The sequence below is a fragment of the Nocardia sp. NPDC087230 genome (assembly GCF_044744725.1).
GTDB classification, from domain to species: domain Bacteria; phylum Actinomycetota; class Actinomycetes; order Mycobacteriales; family Mycobacteriaceae; genus Nocardia; species Nocardia canadensis.
On the sequence record NZ_JBIUYV010000001.1, the window covers coordinates 1,358,528 to 1,385,037 of the forward strand.

The following is a 26,510-nucleotide window of genomic DNA, read 5'->3' on the forward strand; positions in this document are numbered from 1 at the left end:
CAGGAGTTCCACCGATGGCCGACAACGACGAGCTACGCCGGTACCTCAAGAAGACCGCGAAAGAGCTGTACGAGACCAAGCAGCAGCTTCGTGAGCTCACCGACCGGTCGCAGGAGCCGATCGCCATCGTCGGCATGGCCTGCCGGTACCCCGGCGGCGTGCGGTCACCCGAGGACCTGTGGCGGGTGACCGCCGACGGGGTGGACGCGGTCGGGGCCTACCCGGCCGATCGTGGCTGGGACCTGGACCGGCTCTTCGACGAGGACCCCGACGCGCCGGGCACCGTCTACACGCGCGACGGCGGATTCCTCGACGCCGTCGGCGAATTCGACGCGGCGTTCTTCGGGATCGGCCCGCGCGAGGCGGCCGCGATGGACCCGCAGCAGCGGCTGATGCTCGAAGCCTCCTGGGAGGCGCTCGAGGACGCGGGCATCGACCCGGTGTCGTTGCGCGGCAGCGACACCGGCGTGTTCGCCGGTGTCATCCACCAGCACTACGGTCCGCGCATCGGCTCGGCGACCATCGGCGCCGAGACGGAAGGCCATGCCTACCTGGGTGTGTCGAACAGCGTGCTGTCCGGGCGGATCGCCTATTCGTTCGGGTTCAAGGGCCCGGCGATCTCGGTCGACACCGCGTGCTCGTCCTCGCTGGTGGCCCTGCATCTGGCCTGCCAGGCCCTGCGTCAGGGCGACGCCACGCTCGCGCTGGCCGGTGGCGTCACCGTGATGTCGGATCCCTCCCTGCTGATCGCGTTCGCGCGGCAGCGGGCCCTGTCCCCGGACGCCCGCTGCAAGGCGTTCGCGGCCGCGGCGGACGGAACCGGGTTCTCCGAGGGGCTCGGCGTGCTGGTGCTGGAGCGGCTGTCGGACGCGCGGCGGCTCGGCCACCCCGTGCTGGCGGTGGTGCGTGGCAGCGCGGTCAACCAGGACGGCGCGAGCAACGGCCTGACCGCGCCGAACGGTCCGTCCCAGGAGCGCGTCATCGCGCAGGCGTTGGCCAACGCGGGGCTCGAGCCCACCGACATCGACGCCGTCGAGGCGCACGGGACCGGCACGATGCTCGGTGATCCGATCGAGGCACGGGCGCTGATCAGCGTCTACGGCGCGCGGCGCGCGGGTGCGCCACTGCGGCTGGGCTCGCTCAAGTCGAACGTCGGCCACACCTCGGCGGCAGCGGGCGTCGGCGGCGTGATCAAGATGGTGCAGGCGCTGCGCCACGAGGTGCTGCCGAAGACCCTGCACGTGGACGCACCGACGCCGCATGTGGATTGGTCGGCGGGCACGGTGCGGCTGTTGCGGGACAACGAGCCGTGGCCTGCGGGGGAGCGGACCCGGCGGGCGGGGGTGTCCTCGTTCGGGGCCAGCGGCACCAACGCGCACCTGATCCTCGAGGAGGCGCCCGCCGAGCCGGTCGTCGACGACACCGAGCCACTCGCGACACCCACCGAGACGGAGATCGTTCCGCTGGTGCTGTCGGCCAAGTCTCCCGACGCCCTGCGCGCCCAGGCGGATCGCCTGCGGCAGTGGCTGATCAACGATCCCGACCGGGACGTCCGCGACGTCGCGCACGCGCTGACGACCTCGCGGGCGCTGCTGGAGTGGCGGGGCGCGGTCGTCGGCCGCGACCGCGACGACGTGCTGGCCGGGCTGGCCGAGCTGGCGGCGGGCGCGCCCGGCGTGCTCGAGGCGAAGGCCACCCAGGAGCGCACCGCCTTCCTGTGCACCGGTCAGGGCGCGCAGCGAATCGGTATGGGCGCGGAGCTGTATCGGGCGTTCCCGGTGTTCGCGGCGGCGCTCGACGAGCTCTGCGCGGCATTCGATCCGCTGCTCGGGCGGTCGTTGCGCGAGGTGATGTTCACCGACACCGACGGTGTGCTCGACCGGACCGAATTCACCCAGCCCGCGCTGTTCGCCTTCGAGGTCGCGATGTGCAGGCTGGTCGAATCCTTCGGTGTGACACCGGATTTCCTGATCGGGCACTCGATCGGTGAGCTGGCGGCCGCGTTCGTCGCCGGGGTGTGGACGTTGCCGGACGCGTGCGCGCTGGTGGCGGCGCGGGGTCGGCTGATGGGCGCGCTGCCGGTGGGTGGGGCGATGCTCGCGGCGGCGGTCACCGCCGACCGGGCGGGCGAGATCGTCGCCGGCCTCGGTGACCGGGTGTCGATCGCGGCGGTGAACGGGCCGACGTCGTCGGTGTTGTCCGGGGAGGCCGACGCGATCGAGGAGATCGAGCGGCGGCTCGGCGCCGACGGGGTGCGGACCAGTCGGTTGCGGGTCAGCCATGCCTTCCACTCGGCGCGCATGGAGCCGATGCTTGCCGAATTCCGCGCGGTGGCCGAGGGCGTCGCGTACGCGACGCCGCGGGTGCCGATCGTGTCGAACGAGTCCGGTGCGCTCGCCGACGCCGCGGTGACCGATCCGGAGTACTGGGTGCGGCAGGTGCGCGGCTGCGTGCGGTTCGCGCCGGGCGTGGACGCGCTGGTCGCGGCGGGCGCGCGGCGCTTCGTGGAGCTGGGCCCGGACGCGGTGCTCACGGCGATGACCCGGGAGTGCCTGGCCGAGGTTCCCGAGGTCGAGTCGGTCGCGACCGCGGCGGCGACATCGCGTCGGTCCGCCGACGAGGTGGCGCAGTTCGTCACGGCGCTGGCGCGATTGCAGGTCGCGGGTGTGCCGGTGACGTGGGCTCCGCTGTTCGCGGGCCGGCCGGTGCCACGGATGTCGTTGCCCACCTACGCCTTCCAGCGTCGGCGCTACTGGCTACAGCCGGACCAGGGCGCTGCGGCGGGCGCGTCGGATCATCCGATCCTGACCGGTGTGGTCGGGGTGGCGGGTACCGACGAGTGGCTGCTCACCGGCAGGCTCTCGCTGCGCACCCATCCGTGGATCGCCGATCATATGACCTACGGCGTGGTCGTCGTGCCGAGCGCGACCCTGATCGAGTTCCTGCTCGCCGCCGGGGCACGGATCGGTTGCGAGGTCGTCGACGAACTCACCTTGCAGGCACCGATCCTGCCGACCGACGACACCGAGATCGAGCTGCAGGTCCTGGTGCAGGCCGCCGACGACTCGGGTCGCCGCCCGTTCGAGTTCTACTTCCGCACCTCGCCGGAGTCGGACTGGGTGCACAACGCCACCGGCGTGCTGGCCGCCCGCTGGGACGGCGACTCGGCCTTGGCACAGCGCCTGCGCGACGAGGACTGGCCGCCCGCCGACGCCGACATCGTGGACAGCGCGGGACTTCCGGCGCGGATCTCCCGGGACGCCGGGCTCGAGTACGGTCCCGCCTTCCTCGGTGTGCGCGCCGCGTGGCAGCGTGACGACACGGTCTTCTCCGAGATCGCCCTGAACCTCGACGCGGCACCCGAGGCGGGCCGCCACGACCTGCATCCGGCCCTGCTGGACATGGTCATGCACGCCGGGTTCTCCCGATTGCTCTGGGACGAGGGGAATCCCGATCCCGACACCGGCAGATTGCTGTTCCGGTGGGGCGGCGCGCGATTCCACAAGTCGGGGCCCTGGCCCGCGGCGGTGACCTCGCTGCGCGTCATCGCGGTCGCGTCCGGGCCGGAGACCATCTCCGTCGCGGCGATCGATCCCGAAGGCGCACCGATCGTCTCGGTCGACGCGGTGGTGATGCGTCCCTACGACGTCAAGGAATTCCGGAGCACGGTCGCCGGTGCCGAAGCCGAGCTGTACCAGGTGCGATGGGAGCAGGCGGACAGCGCGGGCCCGGCGCCCGTGCCCGCGATGGTCACGCTCGCGGGAACCGCTGTCCCGGGGCTCGACGCGGCCGCCTCGATCGCGGATCTCGCTGCGGCTGAACCTGTTCCGGCTGTCGTGGTGTGGCGGGCTCTCGGGGCACAGGTCTCCGACGACCCGGCAGCGGTGCGGGCGAGCGTCCGCGACACCTTGGCGACGCTGCGACGCTGGCTCGCCGAGGACCGGCTGTCCGACACCCGGCTGGTCGTCGTGACGACCGGCGGCGCGGGCCTGCCCGGTGAGACACCCGATCTCGCCGCGGCCGCGCTGTGGGGCTTGCTGCGGAGTGCGCAGTCGGAGAACCCGGACCGGTTCGTCCTGGTCGACGAGGACCCGGCCACCCCTGTCGACGCGGACCGGATCGCGGCCGTGGTGCGCTCCGGCGAACCGCAGGTCGCGGTGCGTGGTGGTCGGCTGCTGACACCGCGACTGGTGCGCGCGGCCACCACGGACGCGGCACCGGTGTCCTTCGGCGACGGGACCGTGTTGATCACCGGCGGGACCGGGGGGCTGGGCGCCCTGTTCGCCCGCCACCTCGTCACCGCGCACGGTGTCGGTGACCTGGTGCTGACCTCCCGTCGCGGCCCCGCGGCCGCGGGCGCCGCCGCCCTGGTGGCCGAGCTGGCGCGCCTGGGCGCCCAGACGCGGATCGTCGCCTGCGATGTGACCGATCGGGACGCGGTGCGCGACCTGCTCGACAGCATCGGCACCGGGCTGACCGGTGTGGTGCACACCGCGGGCGTGCTCGCGGACGGCACGGTGGCGACGCTGACCGACGACCAGGTGGACCGGGTACTGGCCCCCAAGGTCGACGGCGCCTGGCATCTGCACGAGCTGACCCGGGACCGGACTCTGGCGGCGTTCGTGCTGTTCTCCTCGATCGCGACTGTGCTCGGCTCGGCCGGGCAGGGCAACTACGCCGCCGCGAACGGCGTCCTCGACGCCCTGGCACAGCGGCGACGGACCGCGGGTCTGGCCGCCACGTCACTGGCGTGGGGGCCGTGGAACCAGGGCAGCGGGATGACCGGTGGTCTGGACGAGGCCGCCCTCGCGCGGTGGGATCGGCTGGGCCTGAGCCCGCTCGCCGACGTCGACGGCGTGCGTCTGTTCGACGAGGCGCTCGCGCACACCGAGGCGCGGCCGGCACCGATCCGGTTCGACGCCGCGGCATTGCGCCGCGAGACCGACCCCGCCGCCGTGCCCGCCGTCCTGCGCGGCTACGTGCGACGCTCGACCCGCCCGGCGCACGCGGCGGCAGCGCCGGTCGGCGCCCTGGCTGCCCAGCTGGCCGAGGTCCCCGAGGCGCGTCGCGGCGAACTGATCCTCGATGTCGTGCTGACCCAGGCCGCCGCGGTACTCGGCCACGAGTCGGGCGGCGATATCCGGCCGGACCAGCGCTTCGACGAGATCGGCTTCGACTCCCTCGGCGGCGTGGAGTTCCGCAACCGGCTCGGCAAGGCCACCGGCCTGCAACTGCCGTCGACCCTGGTGTTCGACCACCCGACCCCGACGGCGGTGGCCGAGCTGGTGCGCTCCCGCGTCACCCCGGCGACCGGCGGTCCCACCGCCAAGACTGTGCGCCGGGTACGGGCCGACGAGCCGATCGCGATCGTCGGCATGGCCTGCCGCTTCCCCGGCGGCGTCGAATCACCGCAGCAGCTCTGGGATCTCGTCGCGTCCGGCATCGACGCCACCGGCGAATTCCCCGCCGATCGCAGCTGGGATCTGCCGCGCCTGCTCGACGCCGACCCCGACAAGCCCGGGACCGTCTATACCAATCGCGGCGGATTCCTTTACGACGCGGGCGATTTCGATCCCGGCTTCTTCGGGATCAGCCCGCGCGAGGCGTCCGCGATGGACCCGCAGCAGCGACTGCTGCTCGAGGTCTCCTGGGAGGCGCTCGAGGACGCGGGGATCGACCCGATCTCCCTGCGCGGCAGCGATACCGGCGTGTTCGCCGGCGCGGGAGCCTCGGGCTACGTCGACCGGGTGGTCGGCGACCTGGAGGGCTACCGGCTCACCGGCACCACCAGCAGTGTGATCTCCGGGCGCGTGGCCTACGTCCTCGGACTCGAAGGGCCCGCGGTCACCGTGGACACCGCGTGCTCGTCGTCGCTGGTCTCCCTGCATCTGGCCTGCCAGGCGCTGCGCCAGGGCGAGAGCTCGCTGGCGCTGGCCAGCGGCGTGACCGTCGCGGCGACCCCCTACCTCTACGTCGATTTCGCCCGGCAACGCGGCCTCTCGCCGGACGGGCGGTGCAAGGCGTTCTCCGACGCGGCCGACGGCGTCGCGTTCTCCGAAGGCGTCGGCGTGCTGGTGCTGGAACGGCTCTCCGACGCCCGGCGCCTCGGCCACGATGTCCTCGCCCTGGTGCGCGGCACGGCCGTCAACCAGGACGGCGCCAGCAACGGGCTGACCGCGCCGAACGGCCCCTCCCAGGAGCGGGTGATCGCCCAAGCGCTGGCCAGTGCCGGACTCACCCCCGCCGACGTGGACGCGGTGGAAGCGCACGGCACCGGCACCCCGCTGGGCGACCCGATCGAGGCCAACGCGCTGATCGCCGCCTACGGCCAGGACCGCGGCGAGCGCGAACCGCTGCGCATCGGCTCCATCAAATCGAATATCGGGCACACGGTCGCGGCGGCCGGTGTCGGCGGCGTGATCAAGATGGTGCAGGCGCTGCGGCACGAAACGCTGCCCGCCACCCTGCACGCCGACGTGCCCTCTCCGCATGTGGATTGGTCGGCAGGGTCGGTGCGCCTGCTGACCGCGCCGGAACCGTGGCGTGCGGGCGGGCCGGTGCGCCGGGCCGGTGTGTCGTCGTTCGGTGTCAGCGGGACCAACGCCCACGCCATCCTCGAGGAAGCACCCGCCACCCGGTCGAGCGTCGCCGCGCGCGCCGCCGACGGTCCGCGCACGGTGCCGCTGCTGGTGTCGGCCAAGAGCCGGACCGCGCTGGCGGCCCAGGCGGCGCGCCTGCGGACCTGGCTGCTCGAGCATCCCGACACCGATCCGGTCGACGTCGCGTACTCGCTCGCGACGGGCCGCGCGCAGCACGAGTACCGCGCGGCGGTCCTCGGCCGTGACCGCGACGACCTGCTGGACCGCCTGGGCAAGCTGGCCGCCGGTACCGCCGCGACCGGCGTGCTGTCCGGCACGGTCGGCGCCGGGAAGACCGCGTTCCTGTTCACCGGTCAGGGCGCGCAGCGGGTCGGCATGGGCGCGGGTCTGGCCGAGGCGTTCCCGGTCTTCGCGACCGCCCTCGACGAGGTGTGCGCCCGGTTCGACCCGCTGCTGGGGTGCTCGCTGAAGCAGGCGATGTTCACCGGAGGCCTGGTCGACGATCAGGGCGTCGCCGCGGCGAGCGGGGTCCTGGACCGGACCCGGCTGACCCAGCCCGCGCTGTTCGCCTTCGAAGTGGCGCTGTACCGGCTGGTGGCGTCGTTCGGGCTCGTCCCGGACCTGGTGATCGGACACTCGATCGGGGAATTGGCCGCGGCGCATGTCGCGGGGGTGTGGTCGCTCGACGACGCCTGCGCGCTCGTCGCGGCCCGCGGCGCGCTGATGGACGCGCTGCCCGAGGGCGGGGCGATGCTGGCCGTCGCCGCGACCGAAGCCGAAGTCGCTACGGCCATCGCGGAATTCGGTGATCGGGTGTCGATCGCCGCGGTCAACGGGCCTGCCGCTGTGGTGATCTCCGGCGACGAAGACGTCGTCGACGCCCTCGATCGGCGGTTCACCGAGCAGGGGCGCAAGACCAGCGGGCTGCGGGTCTCGCACGCGTTCCATTCGGCGCGGATGGAACCGATGCTGGCCGAATTCGCGACGGTCGCGGCGGGTGTCACTTACCACTCGCCGCGGATTCCGCTGGTGTCCAACGTCTCCGGCGCGCTCGCCGGCGATGAGATCCTGGCTCCCGCGTACTGGGCCGCGCAGGTGCGCGGCGCGGTGCGGTTCGCGCCGGGCGTCGAGACCCTGGTGACCTCGGGGGTGCGCCGATTCCTCGAGATCGGCCCCGACGCCGTCCTCGCGGCGATGACCCGCCAGAGCCTGCCCGCCGAGCTCGAGCAGCGCGCGGTGGTGGCCGCGGCGGCCCGGCGCGAGCACGACGAGGTCGAGCAGTTCCTGACCATGCTCGCCCAGGCCCACACCGCGGGCGCGAAGGTGGAGTGGAACGCACTGTTCACCGCGGGCCACGCAGCCCGAGTCACCCTGCCCACCTATGCCTTCGAGCATCGGCGGTTCTGGCTCGACCCAGCGCCGGGCGATTCCGGCACGGGGTCGGCGGACCACCCGCTGCTCACCGACGTGGTGCGGGTGGCCGATCGCGACGAGTGGCTGTTCACCGGCCGCTTGTCGCTGCGCACCCATCCCTGGATCGCCGACCACATGACCTACGGCGTCGTGCTCGTGCCGAGTGCCGCGCTCATGGAGATGCTGCTGGTCGCCGGGGCTCGCATCGGGTGCGGCGCGGTCGAGGAACTGACCCTCGAGGCGCCGATCCTGCCGCCGCCAGAGGGCGCCGTGGAGCTCCAGGTCCTGGTGCGGGAACCGGATTCGGCGGGCCGCCGGTCGTTCACCTTCCACTACCGCCTCGCCGACGCGGCCGACACCGCATGGACGCGCAATGCCAGCGGCGTGCTGAGCGGTCATCAGCTCACCGACATCGGGCTGATGGCGATGCTGCGCGCCGAACCGTGGCCGCCGGTCGGGGCCACACCCGTCGATCCCGCCTGGATTCCGGCCCAGGTGGGTCGGGTGGCCGGCCTGGAATACGGGCCGTCGTTCTACGGGATCGACGGCGCGTGGCGCACCGGGGACACCATCTTCTCCGAGGTCACCCTGAGCCCGGAGGTCCCGGTCGACCGGTTCCGGCTGCATCCGGCACTGTTCGACATGGTGATGCACGCCGGACTGGTCTGCCTGATCTGGTCCGCGGAAGCGAACAACCCCGCCGAGGGCAAACTGCTGTTCCGCTGGGGCGCGACCCGCTTCCACACCACCGCGACGGTGACGTCGCTGCGGGTGATGGCCATCCAGCGCGACAGCGAGACCATCACCGTCGTCGCCGTCGACCAGGACGGCAACCCGGTCGTCTCCATCGACGAAGTGGTCATGCGTTCCTACGACGTCCAGCAGTTCCGCGCCAACCTGGCCGGTGGCCGGGCAGGCCGATACGGAGTGCGCTGGACCGCGGCCGCGACGCCGGACGGCCTCGCACCGCCCGGCAGCGCCGCCGTGCTCGGTGTCGCACCGATCCTCGGTGTCGACGAGCGCTACCCGGATCTGGCGGCACTCGCCGCGGCGGCAGCGGTGCCCGACCTCGTCGTCTGGTCCGAAGCGGCGGCGGCGCCGCAGGACGCGCTGACGGGGGACCGGGTACGGGCCGCGCTGGACACGGTGCGCGGCTGGCTGGCGGACGACCGGTTCGCCCGATCACGGCTGGTGGTCGTCACCCGGCGGGCGGCCGGGCTGCCCGAGGAGACGCCCGAGATCGCGGCGGCCGCGGTCACGGGCCTGATCCGCAGCGCGCAGACCGAGTACCCGGGGCGGATCGTCCTGGTCGACGCCGACGCGGCACCGGTCTCGGCCGACGCGATCCTGGCCGCGGTCGCGACCGGCGAACCGCAGATCGCGGTGCGCGGCGATCGCGTCCTGGCGCCGCGACTGGAACCGGTGACCGCACCGGCCACCGCGCCGGTCTCCTTCGGTCCGGGCACCGTGCTGATCACCGGCGGCACCGGAGGATTGGGTGCGTTGCTGGCCCGGCACCTGGTCACCGAACACGGTGTGCGGCGGCTGCTGCTGGTGTCGCGGCGCGGTGAAAATGCCGAGGGCGCGGCAGAACTCGCGCGGACACTGGCCGGGCTGGGCGCCGAGGTGCGCATCGCCGCGTGCGATGTCACCGACCGCGACGCGCTGGCGAAGCTGCTCCACGACCTGCCCGCCGAGCATCCGCTCACCGGCGTCGTCCACACCGCGGGCCTGTTGGCGGACAGCACGTTCCACGCCCTGACCGCCGATCAGGTCGATCGGGTGTTCGCGCCGAAGGCCGACGCGGCCTGGCACCTGCACGAACTCACCCGGGACCTGGAGCTGTCCGCGTTCGTCCTGTTCTCCTCGATCGCCGGCGTGCTCGGCTCGGCGGGGCAGGCCAACTACGCCGCGGCGAACAGCTTCCTGGACGCTCTCGCCATCCGGCGCCGGGCCGAGGGGCTGCCCGCGCTGTCGCTGGCGTGGGGGCCGTGGCAGCCGGACCTCGGCATGACCGGCACCCTGGACCGGCTCGCCCTGAGCCGGATGGAACGCCTCGGCCTGGCCCCGCTGGACCGCGCCGACGGCCTGCGCCTGTTCGACGAGGCGCTGACCACCGCCGAACCGGTGCAGGCCCTGGTCCACCTGGACACCGACAAGCTCCGCATCGAAGCGCACACCGGCCCGGTGCCCGGCGCCCTGCGCGGCTTCGTCCGCACCAGGGACCGCGCCGCAGCGACCACGAGCACCGAACCCACGCTCGGGGAGCGCCTGCACGGGGTGGCGGAGGCCAAGCGCCGCGGACTCGTCCTGGATCTGGTGCGCGAGACCGTCGCCGCCGTGCTCGGCTACGCCTCGGCCGACGAGATCGCCCCCGATCGCGGGTTCGACGAACTCGGATTCGACTCGCTCGGCGCCGTCGAGTTCCGCAACCGGCTGGCGAACCTGACGGGTCTGTCGCTGCCGTCGACCCTGGCGTTCGACTACCCGACCGCCGCAGACCTCGCCGACTACCTGCTGTCTCGGACCACGGTGACCGCACCGGCCGCGCCAACGGCGGCGCCCGACGACATCGCCCGGCTCGAGTCGCTGCTCGACCGGATCCTGGCTACCGCGGGCGACGACGACGAGACCGTCGCCGGTCTGCGCGGTGTCAACAACCGCCTGCGCACCTACCTGTCCGGCCGCTGGCCGGACACCGAGTACGACGATCTCGACCTGCCGTCCGGCAGTGAGCTCTTGGATTTGATCGACGAGGAGTTTGGCCCAGCATGAGCAACCCCGGCACCAGCAACGAGGAACGACTCAGCCGGTATCTGCGCAAGCTCACCGGAGACCTCCGCGCCGCCAAGAAGCACATCGACCAGCTCGAGGAACGGGCCGCCGAACCGATCGCGATCGTGGGCATGAGCTGCCGGTATCCCGGCGGTGTCGAGACCCCGGACCAGCTGTGGGACCTCGTCGCGACCGGCACCGACGCGGTCGGCCCGTTCCCGGCCGATCGCGGCTGGGACCTCGAGCGCCTGTTCGACCCCGACCCCGATGCGGCGGGCAGCATCTACACCCGCGAGGGCGGGTTCCTGGACGCGGCGGGCGACTTCGACGCCGCCTTCTTCGGGATCGGCCCGCGCGCGGCCGAAGCGATGGACCCGCAGCAGCGGCTGTTCCTCGAAGCCGCGTGGGAGGCGCTCGAGGACGCGGGCATCGACCCGGTGTCGTTGCGCGGCAGCGACACCGGCGTGTTCGCCGGTGTGATCCATCAGGACTACGGTCCGCGCGTGGGTTCGCCCGGCCTGACGGCCGAGGCGGAAGGTCATGCCTATCCCGGTGTTTCGGCCAGCGTGCTGTCCGGGCGGGTGTCGTTCACCTTCGGCCTCAAGGGTCCGGCGCTGTCGGTGGACACCGCCTGCTCGTCCTCACTGGTCGCACTGCACCTCGCGTGCCAGGCGCTGCGGCAGGGCGATACATCGCTCGCGCTGGTCGGTGGCGTGACCGTGATGTCGGATCCCACCCTGCTCATCGCCTTCGGCCGCCAGCGGGCGCTGTCACCGGACGCGCGCTGCAAGGCGTTCGCGGCCGGGGCGAACGGCACCGGGTTCTCCGAGGGCCTGGGCATGCTCGTGGTCGAGCGGCTCTCCGACGCCCGCCGCCACGGCCACCCGATCCTCGCGGTCGTGCGCGGTACAGCGGTCAATCAGGACGGCGCCAGCAGCAGGCTGACCGCGCCGAACGGTCCCTCGCAGGAGATGGTGATCGCCCAGGCCCTGGCCAACGCCGGGCTGACGCCCGCCGACATCGACGCCGTCGAAGCGCACGGCACCGGCACCACCCTCGGCGACCCGATCGAGGCGCAGGCCCTGATCGCCGCCTACGGCCGCGATCGCACCGGCGAACCGTTGCGCATCGGTTCGCTCAAGTCGAACATCGGCCACACCTCCGCCGCGGCGGGCGTCGGCGGCGTGATCAAGATGGTGCAGGCGATGCGGCACGAGATGCTGCCCCCGACACTGCATGTCGACGCGCCCACCCCGCAGGTGGAATGGTCGCCCGCGACGGTCCGGCTGCTCACCGAGGCGGAGCCGTGGCCCGCCGGCGAGCGGGTGCGGCGTGCGGGTGTGTCCTCGTTCGGCGCCAGCGGCACCAACACCCACGTCATCCTGGAAGAGGCGCCCGCTCCGGTCGAGATCGCCGTCGAGCCGTCGGACGAGGACCCGCCGCCCGCCGTGGCGCTCGGTGTCACCCCGCTGTTGCTGTCCGCGAAATCCGCTCCGGCCCTGCGTGATCAGGCCGCCAAGCTGCTGCGATGGGTAACCGAGCAGCCCGCACTGCGGGTCGACGATCTCGGATACTCGCTGTCGACCACGCGTGCCCGGCTGGAGTGGCGCGGTGCGTTCGTGGCCGCCGACCGGGACGGGATGCTCGCCGGACTGACCGCCCTGGCGGAGTCCTCGCCCGCGCCCGGGGTGGCCACGGGCCAGGCGGTGCTGCGCAAGACCGCGTTCCTGTGCACCGGCCAGGGCGCGCAGCAGGACGGGATGGGACGTGCGCTGTATGCGGCGTTCCCGGTGTTCGCGGCCGCGCTGGACGAGGTGTGCGCGCAGTTCGATCCGCTGCTGGGAGTCTCGCTGCGGCAGCTGATGTTCGACGGCGCCGACGGCTCGCTGCATCGCACCGAGTACACCCAGCCCGCCCTGTTCGCCTACGAATTCGCGCAGTACCGCCTGTGGGAATCCGTCGGGGTGACACCGGATGTGCTGCTCGGTCATTCGATCGGTGAGCTGACCGCCGCGTACCTGGCCGGCGTGTGGTCGCTGCCGGACGCGTGCCGGGTGGTGGCGGCGCGTGGCCGTCTCATGGGGCGGCTGCCGGAAGGCGGCGCCATGCTGGCCGTCGCGACGAGCGAGGCCGAGGTCGCCGAGGCGTTGACCGCCGCTGTGGACACGGTGTCCGTCGCGGCGGTGAATTCGCCGACCGCCGTGGTGGTTTCCGGTGACGAAGACGCGGTGACCGCGCTCGAGCGGCTGTTCGCCGAGCGCGGCCGCAAGACCTCGCGGCTGACGGTGTCGCACGCGTTCCACTCGGCTCGGATGGACCCGATGCTGGCCGAATTCGAGTCCGTCGCCCGGGGCGTGACCTATCGGCGTCCGCAGGTTCCCCTGGTCTCGAACCTGTCCGGCGAGCTCGCCGGTGACGAGGTGCTCGAGCCCGCCTACTGGGTCCGGCAGGTGCGCGAGGCCGTGCGGTTCGCCCGCGGCGTGGACACGCTCGTGGCCTCGGGCGTGCGCCGGTTCGTGGAGATCGGCCCGGACGCGGTGCTGTCCGCGATGACCCGGCAGTGCCTGCCGGACGAGATCGAGGCGCGGTCACTGGTGGTCGCGGGCGCGCGGCGCGGACAGGCCGAGGTCGAACAGTTCGTGCGCTGCGCGGTGAGTGTCGACACGGTCGGCGTCGACGTCGACTGGGCGGCGTTCTTCGCCGCGCGGCCGGTCGCGCGGGTCTCGTTGCCCACCTATGCCTTCCAGCGCCGTCGCTACTGGCTCGAGACCTCGGCCGGTGCCGCCGACGTCGCGTGGGCCGGGCTGGGTGCCGTGCGCCATCCGCTGCTGGGCGCGGTGGTGTCGGAACCGGAATCCGGCGGTGTCCTGCTGACCGGGCGGCTGTCGGTCGCGACCCAGCCGTGGCTGGCCGACCACGTGGTTGCCGGCTCGGTCCTGCTGCCGGGTACCGGATTCGTGGAGCTGGCGCTGCGCGCCGGTGCCGAGGCCGGGTATCCGGTGGTCGAGGAACTGACCTTGCAGGCCCCGCTGCTGCTGCCCGCCGCGGGTGGGGTGCAGGTCCAGGTGGTGGTCGGCGGGGCCGCCGACGACGCCCCGCACCGGTCGGTCTCGATCTACTCGCGTGGCGAGCACGACCGCGACGGACAGTGGCTGCTGCACGCGCGCGGTCTGCTCGCCGGGGAGCCCGCGGCGAGCCTGACCGCCGCGCCGACCTGGCCGCCCGCCGCGACCGAGATCGACGTCGAGTCCGCGTACGCCGCGCTGCTGGTGCGGGGATACGAGTACGGTCCGGCCTTCCAGGGCGTGCGCGCGCTGTGGCGCCACGGTGCCGAGGTCTTCGCCGAGGTCGCCGTCGACGCCGAGACCGGCGCCCGCGCGGAAGGATTCGGTATCCATCCCGCGCTGCTGGACGCGGCCATGCAGGCCGGTCTGCTCGCCGGGGTAATGGACAGCGCTGCCGATGCGGCACGGTCGCCGTTCGCGATCCCCGCCGGACAGGTGGTGCTGCCCTTCTCGTGGGAGTCGGTCTCGCTGCACGCGGCCGGCGCGTCCGTGCTGCGCGTGCGGCTGGCCTCGACGGGATCATCGGTGGCCTTCACTGCGACCGACGAGCAGGGCCTGCCCGTGCTGTCGGGAACGCTGACCACCCGGCGGACGCCGCTCGACCAGCTGACCGCCGGCGTGGGCAAACCCGCCGCGCCGCTGCTGGAACTGACCTGGTCACCGGTCACGGCCGAACCCGCCACGACACCCGCGACCATCGGCCGATGGGAGCGGCTCGACGCGGCGTCGCCGGTCCCGCCGGTGGTCGTCGTCGACGCCGGAGCCGGCGGGACCGGGAGCACCGGCGCGGACACGGTGGCGACCACCCACACCGAACTCGCCCGGATCCTCACCGTGATCCAGCAGTGGCCGGCACAGGACCGTTTCGCCACGAGCACCCTGCTGATCGTCACGCGCGGCGCGATCGCGCTTCCCGGCGAAGACCTCCTCGACCTCCCCGGTGCCGCTGTATGGGGCCTGGTGCGCTCCGCGCAGTCGGAGGATCCCGGCCGGATCGTGCTGGTCGACGCGGACACCGTCGTCGACGAGCATCTCGCGGCCACCGTCCTGGCCGTGGGCGAACCCCAGGTCGTCGTCCGGGCGGGCGTCACCCACACCGCCCGGCTCACCCGGCGCACCGGCGTGAACACTACGAGTACCGCCGCTACCACCGCCTTCGGCGAGGGAACGGTGCTGATCACCGGTGGCACCGGTGGTGTGGGTGGCGTGATCGCGCGCCACCTCGTGGCCGAGCACGGGGTGCGGTCGCTGCTGCTGGTCAGCCGTCGGGGTCCGCGGGCGGACGGCGCGGCGGCGCTGTGTGCCGAGCTGGCCGAGTCCGGCGTCCAGGTGCGGGTGCTGGCATGTGATGTCACCGATGCCGCCGCCGTGGCCGCGCTGCCGGGTGAGGTGCCCGAGCAGTGGCCGTTGACCGGGGTGATCCATGCCGCCGGTGTCCTCGACGACGGGGTCATCGCCTCGTTGACCGGCGAGCGGATCGACACCGTTCTGGCACCGAAGGCGGATGCCGCCTGGTATCTGCACGAGGCGACCGCGGACCTGGACCTGTCCGCGTTCGTGGTGTTCTCCTCGGCCTCGGGCACCGTCGGCGGACCCGGGCAGGGCAACTACGCCGCCGCCAATACCTTCCTCGACGCGCTGGTGGCGCATCGCCGGGCCGCCGGGCTGGCGGGTCAGTCGTTGGCGTGGGGGCTGTGGGCCCGCTCGAGCGGGATGTCCGGGCAACTCGGTGACACCGACGTGGCCAGGATGAGCCGCAGCGGATTCACCGCCATGCCGGACGCGCAGGCGCTGGCCGGATGGGACGCGGCCATCGCCCACGGCGCACCGCATGCGGTGATCGCCGTCCTCGACACCGCCGCGATCAGGGCCCAGGCCGAGGCCGGGCTGTTGCCCCCGCTCCTGCGCGACCTGGCGCCCGCGCCGCGCCGCGCCGCCACCTCGACAATGGTGTCGGACTTGCGGATTCGGTTGGCCGGGGCGGACATCGACCGGCAACGGCAGCTGGTGCTCGACACCGTGCGCACGCACATCGCGGCCGTGCTCGGTCACGACAGCGTGGCCGCGATCGATCCCGGCCGGGCCTTCCAGGATCTCGGGTTCGATTCGCTGAGCGCGGTCGAGCTGCGCAACCGGCTCAAGACCGTCACCGGTCTCGCCCTGCCCGCCACGGTCGTCTTCGATTACCCGACACCGCAGGCGCTGGCCGAGCACCTGGCCGAGGAATTCCTGGGCACGGCCACCGAGATCGCGGTCGTCGCGGACCGGGCCGTCGACGGCGATCCGATCGCGATCGTGGGTATGGCCTGCCGCTACCCGGGCGGCGTCAGCACGCCCGAGCAGCTGTGGCGACTGGTCGCCGACGGCGTCGACGCGGTCACGGAGTTCCCGGTGAATCGCGGGTGGGACACCGCGCGGATCTACGACCCCACCGGTGAGACGCCCAACACCACCTACACCCGCGAGGGCGGATTCCTGCACGGCGCGGGCGAATTCGACCCCGCCTTCTTCGGCATCAGCCCCAACGAGGCCGCGGCGATGGACCCGCAGCAGTTCCTGCTGCTGGAGAGCTCGTGGGAGGCCTTCGAGCGGGCCGGGGTGGATCCGGCGGTACTGCGCGGCAGCGCGACCGGCGTCTTCACCGGCATGATGTATCACGACTATCCGGTCAACGCGAACTCCGGTTCCCTCGCCTCCGGCCGGGTGTCGTATGTGTTCGGCTTGGAAGGGCCGTCGGTCACCGTCGACACCGCGTGCTCGTCGTCGCTGGTCGCGCTGCACCTGGCGGCGCAGTCGCTGCGCTCGGGGGAGTGCGATCTCGCGCTCGCCGGTGGTGTCGCGGTGATGGCCACGCCGGAGACGTTCGTGGAGTTCAGCCGTCAGCGGGGGCTGGCGCCGGACGGGCGGAGCAAGTCCTTCGCCGATGCCGCCGACGGTGTCGCCTGGTCCGAGGGTGTCGGGGTCCTCGTGCTGGAGCGGCTGTCGGACGCGCGCCGCAACGGTCATCCGGTGCTGGCGGTGGTCGCCGGGTCGGCGGTGAACCAGGACGGCGCGTCGAACGGTCTGACCGCGCCGAACGGTCCGTCGCAACGGCGGGTGATCCGGCAGGCGCTGGCCAATGCCGGGGTCTCGCCGGTCGAGGTCGACGTGGTCGAAGCGCACGGCACCGGGACGACGCTGGGTGATCCGATCGAGGCGCAGGCCCTGCTGGCCACCTATGGCCGGGACCGCCCCGAGGATCGTCCACTGTGGCTCGGCTCGCTGAAATCCAACATCGGGCACTCGCAGGCAGCTGCCGGTGTGGGTGGTGTGATCAAGATGGTCATGGCCATGCGGCACGGTGTGCTGCCCAAGACGCTGCACGTGGACCAGCCCAGCACCAAGGTGGACTGGTCCGCGGGACACCTGCGACTGCTGACCGAGGCGGTCGAGTGGCCGCAGGTCGATCGGCCACGTCGCGCGGGCGTGTCCTCGTTCGGCATCAGTGGCACCAACGCGCACGTGATCGTGGAACAGGCTCCGGCGGTGGCGGATTCGGTGTCGCCCGGCGCTGCCGCCGGGCTGCTGCCGTGGGTGCTGTCGGCGCGCGGTGACGATGCCCTCGCCGCGCAGGCCGCGCGGTTGGGTGCGCAGGTGGATGAATTCGGTTTCACTCCACAGGATGTCGGGTTCTCGCTGGTCGCCACGCGCGGTGTGTTCGAGCATCGCGCCGTGGTCCTGGCCGAGGACGCGGCTGGTCTCCGGGCGGGAATCGCGGCGCTGGCCACCGGTTCGGCCGCCGCCGGTGTGGTGACCGGCCGGGCGGTGGCGGGCGCCACAGGTCTGGTGTTCTCCGGTCAGGGCGCGCAGTGGGCGGGCATGGCGGCCGAGCTGTGTGCCGCGTATCCGGTGTTCGCGCGGACTTTCGACGAGATCGTCACCGGCGTTAATCCGCTGCTGGAACAGTCGTTTTCGCTGGTGGACGCGCTCGCGGACGACGAGGCGGTCGACCGGACGGTGTTCGCGCAGGCGGGCCTGTTCGCCTTCGAGGTGGCCCTGTTCCGTCTGCTCGAATCCTGGGGCGTTCGCCCGGATGTGGTGGCCGGTCATTCGATCGGTGAGATCGCCGCCGCACACGTGGCGGGCGTGTTGTCCCTCGGCGACGCCTGCGCCCTGGTGGCGGCCCGCGGCCGGTTGATGCAGGCGCTGCCCACGGGCGGGGCGATGGTCGCGGTGGGTGCGCCGGAAGCCGAGGTGTCGCCCCTGCTGGGCGAGTCGGTATCCCTCGCCGCGGTCAACGCCCCCGGCGCTGTCGTGCTGTCCGGTCCAGGGGATGCCGTCGCGGCCGTGGCCGAGGTGTGTGCCGAGCGCGGATGGCGTACCCATCGGCTGCGGGTCTCGCACGCCTTCCACTCGACGCTGATGGAGCCGATGCTCGCCGAATTCGCCGCGGTGGTCGGGGAATTGCGGTTCTCGCGGCCGAGCATCGAGCTCGTGTCGACCGTGACCGGACGCCGGGTCGAGGACGAGCTGTCGGACCCGGCCTACTGGGTCGAGCAGGTCCGGGCGACGGTGCGGTTCGCCGACGCGGTCGCCACCATGGCCGAGCTGGGGGTCACGCGGTTCGCCGAGGTGGGACCCGATGCCGTGCTCACCCCGATGGTCACCCAGATCGTCGACGACACCGCCGCGACGGTGGTGGCGCTGGCGCGCCGCGACCGCGCAGACGCGTCGTCGGTGCTGAACGGCGTCGCGGGTCTGTTCGTCTCCGGCGGGGTCGTGGACTGGGCCGGGGTGTTCGCCGGGACCGGTGCGCGCCGCGTCGACCTGCCCACCTACGCCTTCCAGCACGAGCGGTTCTGGCTCGATGCCAAGCAGGCGCTGGCGACATCGTGGCTGGGCGCCGAGCTGGGTGGGGTCACCTCCGTCGGTCTCGACACGGTGGATCATCCGCTGCTCGGCGCCGTGGTGGCACATCCGGAGTCGGGCGGAATCAGTTTCACCGGCCGCTGGTCCCCGGCGACCGTGCCGTGGCTGGCCGATCACAGCGTGCTCGGTGTCGTGCTGCTACCGGGCACCGGCTTCGTGGAGCTGGCCGGCTATGTCGGCGGACTGCTCGGCTGTCCGATGGTGGACGAACTCGTCCTGCACACCCCGTTGACGGTACCGGCCGACGGCAGTGTCGCGGTGCAGGTCGTCGTGGCCGCCGCCGATGACACCGGCCGCCGACGGCTCGGTGTGTACTCACGGCACAGCGTCGACGGTCCGTGGGCCCGCCACGCCGAAGGCGTGCTGGCACCGGCGGACACGACCGCCGATTTCGAGCTGACCGCCTGGCCCCCGGCCGGCGCGCGGCCGATCGACGTCGACCGCGCCTACGACGAATTGCTCGATGTCGGTTACGGATACGGCCCGTTCTTCCAGGGCTTGCAGGCCGCCTGGCAGCGTGGCGACGAGCTGTTCGCCGAAGTGTCGCTGTCCGATCCGCGCGATGCCGCGGGCTTCGGCATCCATCCCGCGCTCTTCGACTCGGCGCTGCACGCGGGGATCATCCACGGGCTGCGCGGCGGCGTCGAGGGCTTCCCGGCACTGCCGTTCACCTGGAACCAGGTCGTCGTGCACGCGGCGGGTGCCGCCGCGGTGCGCGTTCGCATCGTGCTGGACGGCACCAGGTATGCCCTGCAGATCGCCGACGACCAGGGACAGCCGGTGCTGTCGGTGGGCGCCTTGATCTCGCGCCCGGTCTCGGCCGAACGACTCGGTGCGGACCGGATCGCGGAATCGCTGTTCGCCGTCGACTGGGTGCCGTACGCCATGCCGACGGCGACGGTCGCACCGGAGCGCATCGCTGTGCTCGGTGCCTCGAGCACGGGCGAGGTACGCGGGTACCCGGATCTCCCGGCCCTGCTCGCCGATCTCGACGCGACGCAAGAGCCGGTGATCCCCGAGCTCGTGCTGCTCGTCGCGCCGGACCCCGAGGGCGCGGTGCCGGAGGCGGCTCGCGCGGCCCTGGCCGGTGTCCTCGACACCGTGCAGCGGTGGCTCGCCGATCCCCGCTGCGACGATGCGCGGTTGGTCGTGCTCACCACACACGCGGTCCATACCGACGAGGTGAACCCGGTGCAGGCGCCGGTGTGGGGGTTGCTGCGCGCCGCGCAGGCCGAACACCCCGGCCGCTTCCAGCTCCTCGACCTGGATGCCGATCCCGACCCCGTCCGGATCGCGGCGGCCGTCGCGGCCGGGGAGCCCGAGGCGGCACTGCGCGCGACGACGCTGCTCGTCCCGCGCCTGACCCGCCAGACCGCCGGCACGATCACGCGGTCGCTCGATACCGGCACGGTCCTGATCACCGGTGGCACCGGCGGTTTGGGCGCGGTGTTCGCGCGGCACCTGGTCACCGCGCACGGTGTCCGGCACCTGCTGCTGACCTCGCGGCGCGGTGCGACCGCGGCCGGTGCGGCCGAGTTGCGTTCCGAACTGGTCGAACTCGGCGCCGAGGTCACCATCGCCGCGTGCGATGTGGCCGACCGCGCCGCCCTGGCCGCCCTGCTCGACTCGGTGCCCGCCGAGCATCCGCTGGTCGGTGTGGTGCACGCGGCGGGCACCGCCGACAACGGGCTGATCGAGGCGCTCACCCCGGAGCGGATCGAGCGGGTGTTCCGGCCCAAGGCCGACGCCGCCTGGCATCTGCACGAACTCACCGCCGAGCGCGCGCTGTCGCTGTTCGTCCTGGTGTCCTCGGCCGGCGGCCTGGTCCTGCCCGCCGGGCAGGCGAACTACGCGGCGGCCAACGTCTTCCTCGACGCCCTCGCCGCGCACCGGCACCGGCTCGGCCTGCCCGCGATCGCGCTCGACTACGGCATGTGGGCACGCGCCACCGGGCTCGGCGCCGAACTGTCCGAGGCCGACTTCGACCGGATGCGCAGGCAGGGCTTCCCGCCGCTGACCGAGGCGGAGGGGCTGGCGCTGTTCGACGCGGCCATCGCCTCCGACACCGCCCAGCTGGTACCCCTGCGCGTCGATCCGGCTGTGCTGCGCACCAGGGACGAACAGATCCCGGCGCTGTTGCGCGCGATCGCACCGGCCCCGGCACGTCGTCCCACCCGCACGGCGGCGGGCCAGGCGTTCCTGCGCAAGCTCGCCGGGCTCTCCGATGCCGATCGCGGCGGCGCCCTGCTCGACCTGGTCCGGTCGGTGGCCGCCGACATCCTCGGGCACGCCTCGGCCGAGGCCGTCGTCGCCGATCGGCCGTTCCAGCAGCTCGGCTTCGACTCGCTCGGCGCGGTGGAGTTCCGCAACAAGCTCAACGCGGCGACCGGTCTGCACCTGCCCGCCACGCTCATCTTCGACTACCCCACTCCGGGGATCGTCGCGGAGTTCCTCGATTCCCAGCTCTCCGGCACGGGGGCGGCCGAGGAACGCGTGGTCGGCCGGGTCCGCGCCGACGACGAGCCGATCGCGGTGGTGGCCATGAGCTGCCGCTACCCGGGCGGCGTCGCCTCACCCGAGGACCTGTGGCAGCTGGTGACCTCCGGCGGCGACACCACCGGGGACATGCCGCTCGATCGCGGCTGGGACCTCGACGGCATCTACGACCCCGAACCCGGCAAGCCGGGCAAGACCTACACCCGCCGCGGCGGATTCCTCTACGACGCCGCGGAATTCGACGCGGACTTCTTCGGGATCAGCCCGAACGAGGCCACCGTCATGGACCCGCAGCAGCGGGTACTGCTCGAGGTCTCGTGGGAGGCGCTCGAGCGCGCCGGTCTGGATCCGGCGGTGCTGCGGGGCAGCGCGACCGGGGTGTTCACCGGCGTGATGTACCACGACTACGCGCAGGGCTCCGGTACCGGCAGCAGCGCCGCGGGCAGCCTGGTCTCGGGCCGGGTCTCCTACGTGTTCGGGCTGGAGGGGCCGTCGGTCACGGTGGACACGGCGTGCTCGTCGTCGCTGGTCGCGCTGCATCTGGCGGCGCAGTCGCTGCGGTCGGGAGAGTGTGAACTCGCCTTGGCCGGTGGTGTGGCCGTGATGGCGACCCCGGACATGTTCCTGGAGTTCGGCCGTCAGCGCGGGCTGTCACCGGACGGGCGATGCAAGTCGTTCGCCGACGACGCCGATGGTGTCGGCTGGTCCGAGGGCGCGGGCGTGCTCGTGCTGGAGCGGCTGTCCGACGCTCGCCGCAACGGCCATCAGGTACTGGCGGTGCTCGCGGGCTCGGCGGTCAACCAGGACGGTGCGTCCAATGGGTTCACCGCGCCCAACGGTCCCTCGCAGCAGCGGGTGATCCGCCAGGCGCTCGCCAATGCGGGAGTCTCGGCCGTCGAGGTCGACGTCGTCGAAGCCCATGGCACCGGAACGACATTGGGTGATCCGATCGAAGCGCAAGCCCTGTTGGCCACCTACGGCCAGGATCGCGCCGAGGATCGTCCGCTGTGGCTGGGCTCGCTGAAATCCAATATCGGTCACGCGCAGGCGGCGGCCGGTGTGGGTGGTGTGATCAAGATGATCATGGCGATGCGGCACGGGGTGCTGCCGCGCACCCTGCACGCGGATCAGCCCAGTACCAAGGTGGATTGGTCCGAAGGACATGTCCGCCTGCTGACCGAATCGGTCGAGTGGCCCGCGCTGGATCGGCCGCGGCGCGCGGGGGTGTCCTCGTTCGGCATCAGCGGCACGAACGCACACGTCATCGTGGAACAGGCGCCGCCGGTGGCGGATTCGACCACGCCGACCGACCGGCCCGACGGCCCGACGCCGTGGGTGCTGTCCGCGCGCAGCGGTGCGGCGCTGGCCGATCAGGCCGCTCGGCTCGTCGCCCGAATGGACGATCTCGACCCGATCGACGTCGGCTACTCGCTGGCCGTGACGCGCGGCGTCTTCGAGCATCGGGCCGTCGTGCTGGCCGGAGATCGCGCCGACCGGTCTGCGGAGCTGCGGGCCTTGGCCGACGGCACCGAGCCAACGCGGGTGGTGCGCGGCCGGGTGGTGTCGGGTTCGACAGGCTTCGTGTTCTCCGGGCAGGGTGCGCAGTGGGCGGGCATGGCCGACGGACTGCGCGGCTACCCGATCTTCGCCGAGCACTTCGACGGCATCGCCGCTCGACTGGAACAACCGCTGGGACAGCCTGATTCGCTGACTGTCGCCCTGGGTGACGAGGAGCTGAGCGGCCGGACGGTATTCACCCAGGCGGGCCTGTTCGCCTTCGAGGTGGCGTTGTTCCGGCTGCTGGAGTCGTGGGGTGTGCGGGCCGAGGTGGTGGCCGGTCATTCGATCGGTGAGATCGCGGCCGCGCACGTGGCCGGGGTGTTGTCGCTCGACGACGCGTGCGTGCTGGTCGCGGCGCGTGGCCGGTTGATGCAGGCGCTGCCCACCGGCGGCGCGATGGTCGCGGTGGGCGCGCCGGAAGCCGATGTGCTGCCGTTGCTGATCGACGGGGTGTCGATCGCCGCGGTCAACGGCCCGTCCTCGATCGTGCTCTCCGGCATCGACGCCGAGGTCTCCGCGGTGGTGCAGCGCTGTGCCGAAAACGGTTGGCGGACCCACCGGCTGCGGGTCTCGCACGCGTTCCATTCGGCGCTGATGGAGCCGATGCTGGCCGACTTCGCCTCGGTAATCGAAGGTTTGACGTTCGGCCGGCCGAACGTGCCCGTGGTCTCCACCGTCACCGGTGCTCGGATCGGCGACGAGATGTCGGACCCGGCCTACTGGGTCGGGCAGGTCCGCGACACGGTGCGCTTCGCCGCCGCGGTCGCCACGATGGCCGAGCTGGGGGTCACCCGGTTCGCCGAGATCGGGCCCGACGCGGCGCTCACGCCGATGGTCGCGCAAGCTCTCGACACCGCGACGACGGTCGCGCTGTGCGCCCGCGAGCACGCCGATCCGTCGACCCTGCTGACCGGGTTGGCCCGGCTGCACGTCGCCGGCACGCCGGTGGACTGGTCCGCCCTGTACGCCGGGTCCGGCGCACGGCGAATCGACCTGCCCACCTACGCTTTCCAGCGTCGCCGTTACTGGATGACCGAAGGCGCGGCCGCGGGCGACGCCCGATCCATGGGACTGCTGGCGACCGGCCACCCCCTGGTGTCGGCGGTCATCACGCACCCCGATTCCGACGCGGTCACCCTCACGGGTCGCCTGTCGGCGCAGGCGCAGCCGTGGCTGACCGACCACCGGGTGCTCGACACCGTCGTGTTCCCCGGCACCGGGCTGGTCGAACTCGCGCTGCACGCCGCCGAGCAGGTCGGCTGCTCGACGGTGGCCGAGCTGGTCCTGCAGGCACCGCTGGTGCTCACCGAGACCGGTGGTCTCGCACTGCGCCTCGTGGTCGGTGACCAGGACCCCGCCGGACAGCGTGCGGTGCGGATCTTCTCCCGTCCGGACGACGGCGACGCGGCGTGGACCCTGAACGCCGAGGGCCTTCTCGCGACCGACGCGCAGGTCCCCACCACCGCGCTCACCGCGTGGCCGCCCGCCGGCGCCCAGCCCCTGCCGCTCGACACGGTCTACGACGACCTGCTGGACGCGGGCTACGGATACGGCCCGTTCTTCCAGGGCCTGCGCGCGGTATGGCAGCGCGGGGACGAGGTGTTCGCGGAGGTCGCGCTGCCCGAATCGGTCGGCGCCGACGGCTTCGGCATCCACCCGGCGCTGTTCGACTCGGCCCTGCACGCGCTCCTCGCCGCTGCCGACCTGCCCACGGACGGCATCGCGCTGCCGTTCGAATGGTCGGGTGTCACCGTGCACGCGGCCGGAGCGACCGCCGTCCGGGTCCGGCTCACCCGGGTCGGCGACCACGGCGCCACGCTCGAGCTGGCCGACCAGTGGGGCGCGCCGGTGGCCACCGTGCGTCACCTGGCGTCCCGCCCCATGGATCCCGCCCAGCTCACGGCGGGCGCGGCCACCGTGAGCAACGCGCTGTTCCGGGTCGAGTGGACGCCGATCGCGGTGTCGCGCACCGAGATCGACGCTGTCGCGTGGACCGACCTCGGTGTCGAGGTGCCGACGGTCGCGGTCCTGGACTGCCCGGCGGGCAACGAACCTGCCGACATCCGCGCCGCGACCCATCTCGTCCTGTCGGCGCTGCACACCTGGCTCGGCGACGAACGGTTCGCGGATTCGGTGCTCGTCGTCCGGACCGAGGGAGCGGTCTCCGTCGCCGGGGAGGACATCACGAATCTCGCCGGCGCGGCGGTCGGTGGCCTGGTGCGCTCGGCGCAGTCCGAGAGCCCCGGCCGGGTCGTCTCGATCGACGCGGACGCCGATCTCGACGGGCTGCTGGGCGGGATCCTGGCCACGGGTGAACCGCAGGTCGCGGTGCGCGACGGGCAGGTCACCGCCGCACGGCTGGCCCGCCTCGGTGCCGCCGCGAGCGGCACGGTCGCGAGTCCCGCTGTCGCGCCGGAGGAGACCGTGCTGATCACCGGTGCCGGTGGCCTACTGGGTCGGATGTTCGCCCGGCATCTCGTGGATGCGCACGGGGTCCGCCGACTCCGGTTGCTCAGCCGCCGGGGCGAATCCGCGCCCGGCACCGCCGAGTTGCGGGCGGAGCTCGAGGGCGCGCACGTCGACATCGACGCGTGCGACGTCGCCGACCGCGACGCGCTCGCCCGCGTCCTGGCCGACATCCCCGCCGAGCACCCGCTCGTCGCGGTGTTCCACCTCGCGGGCGTCCTCGACGACGGCGCCGTCGCCTCGCTCACCGCGGACCGGATGGACACCGTCCTCGCCCCCAAGGTCGACGCCGCGCTGCACCTGCACGCGCTGACCAGCGACCTGCCGTTGAAAGCCTTCGTGCTGTTCAGTTCGGCGGCAGGCGCGTTCGGCAATACCGGGCAGGGCAACTACGGCGCGGCCAACGCCACCCTCGACGCGCTCGCGGCGCACCGCAGGGCCACCGGCCGACCGGGTCAGTCCCTGGCCTGGGGGCTGTGGGACGGCGGCATGGCAGGCGAACTCGGCGAGGTCGATCGGCTGCGCATGACCCGCACGGGCATGCTGCCGTTGTCGCGAGCGCAGGGCCTGGCCCTGTTCGACGCCGCGACGCGCCTCGACACGGCGGCCCCGATCCTGGCCCGGCTCGACCTGGCCACCATGCGCGACGCGGGCTTCGCCCCCGCCCTGCTGGCCGGGCTGACCGCGCCACGCCGGACCGCAGCCGTGGACGCGAGCGCCGGGCTGCGCGCCCGGTTGGCCGAGACCCCGGACGGCGAGCGACACGGCGTGCTGGTCGAGATCGTCCGCGGTCAGGTCGCCGCGACCCTGGGCCACCGCGACGCCCACGCCGTCGACGCGGATCGGGCCTTCAACGAACTCGGCTTCGACTCGATCACCGCGATCGAGTTCCGCAACGCCCTCAAGACCGCCACCGGTCTGGCACTGCCCGCGACGCTGGTGTTCGACTACCCGACACCCGCGGCGCTCGCCGAGTACCTCCACGACGAGCTGACCGACCGGCAACCGCACGCCGATCACCCCGATGCCGAGATCCGCCGGGCCCTGCAGACCATCCCCCTCGCGCGGCTGCGCGACGCGGGCCTGCTGGACGCGCTCCTGCATCTTGCTCAGGGTCAGCACAGCCACGACGAGCCCGATCAGCCCATCACCGAGGAGTCGATCGACGACCTCGACATCGATGACCTGATCGATCTGGCTTACCACAACTCCTCAGAGGACTGACGGC

General features: G+C 72.7%; 2 protein-coding genes. Both read left to right on the forward strand.

Annotation, left to right across the window (positions count from 1 at the left end; genetic code table 11):
• Positions 1–14: 14 nt before the first annotated feature.
• Positions 15–10,787 carry a type I polyketide synthase gene (locus ACIO52_RS06380; RefSeq protein WP_402642098.1) on the forward strand — a complete coding sequence of 3,591 codons (10,773 nt, stop codon included), beginning with the start codon at positions 15–17 and terminating at the stop codon, positions 10,785–10,787.
• Complete coding sequence (locus tag ACIO52_RS06385) at positions 10,784–26,506, forward strand: SDR family NAD(P)-dependent oxidoreductase (RefSeq protein ID WP_402642101.1); 15,723 nt, start codon at positions 10,784–10,786, stop codon at positions 26,504–26,506. Before ACIO52_RS06380 ends, ACIO52_RS06385 begins: the two co-directional genes overlap by 4 nt.
• Positions 26,507–26,510 lie beyond the last annotated feature (4 nt).

Coding starts and splice junctions, on each gene's coding strand:
- ACIO52_RS06385 (WP_402642101.1), top strand. CDS start 10,784: ATGAGCAACCCCGGCACCAGCAACGAGGAACGACTCAGCCGGTATCTG.
- ACIO52_RS06380 (WP_402642098.1), top strand. CDS start 15: ATGGCCGACAACGACGAGCTACGCCGGTACCTCAAGAAGACCGCGAAA.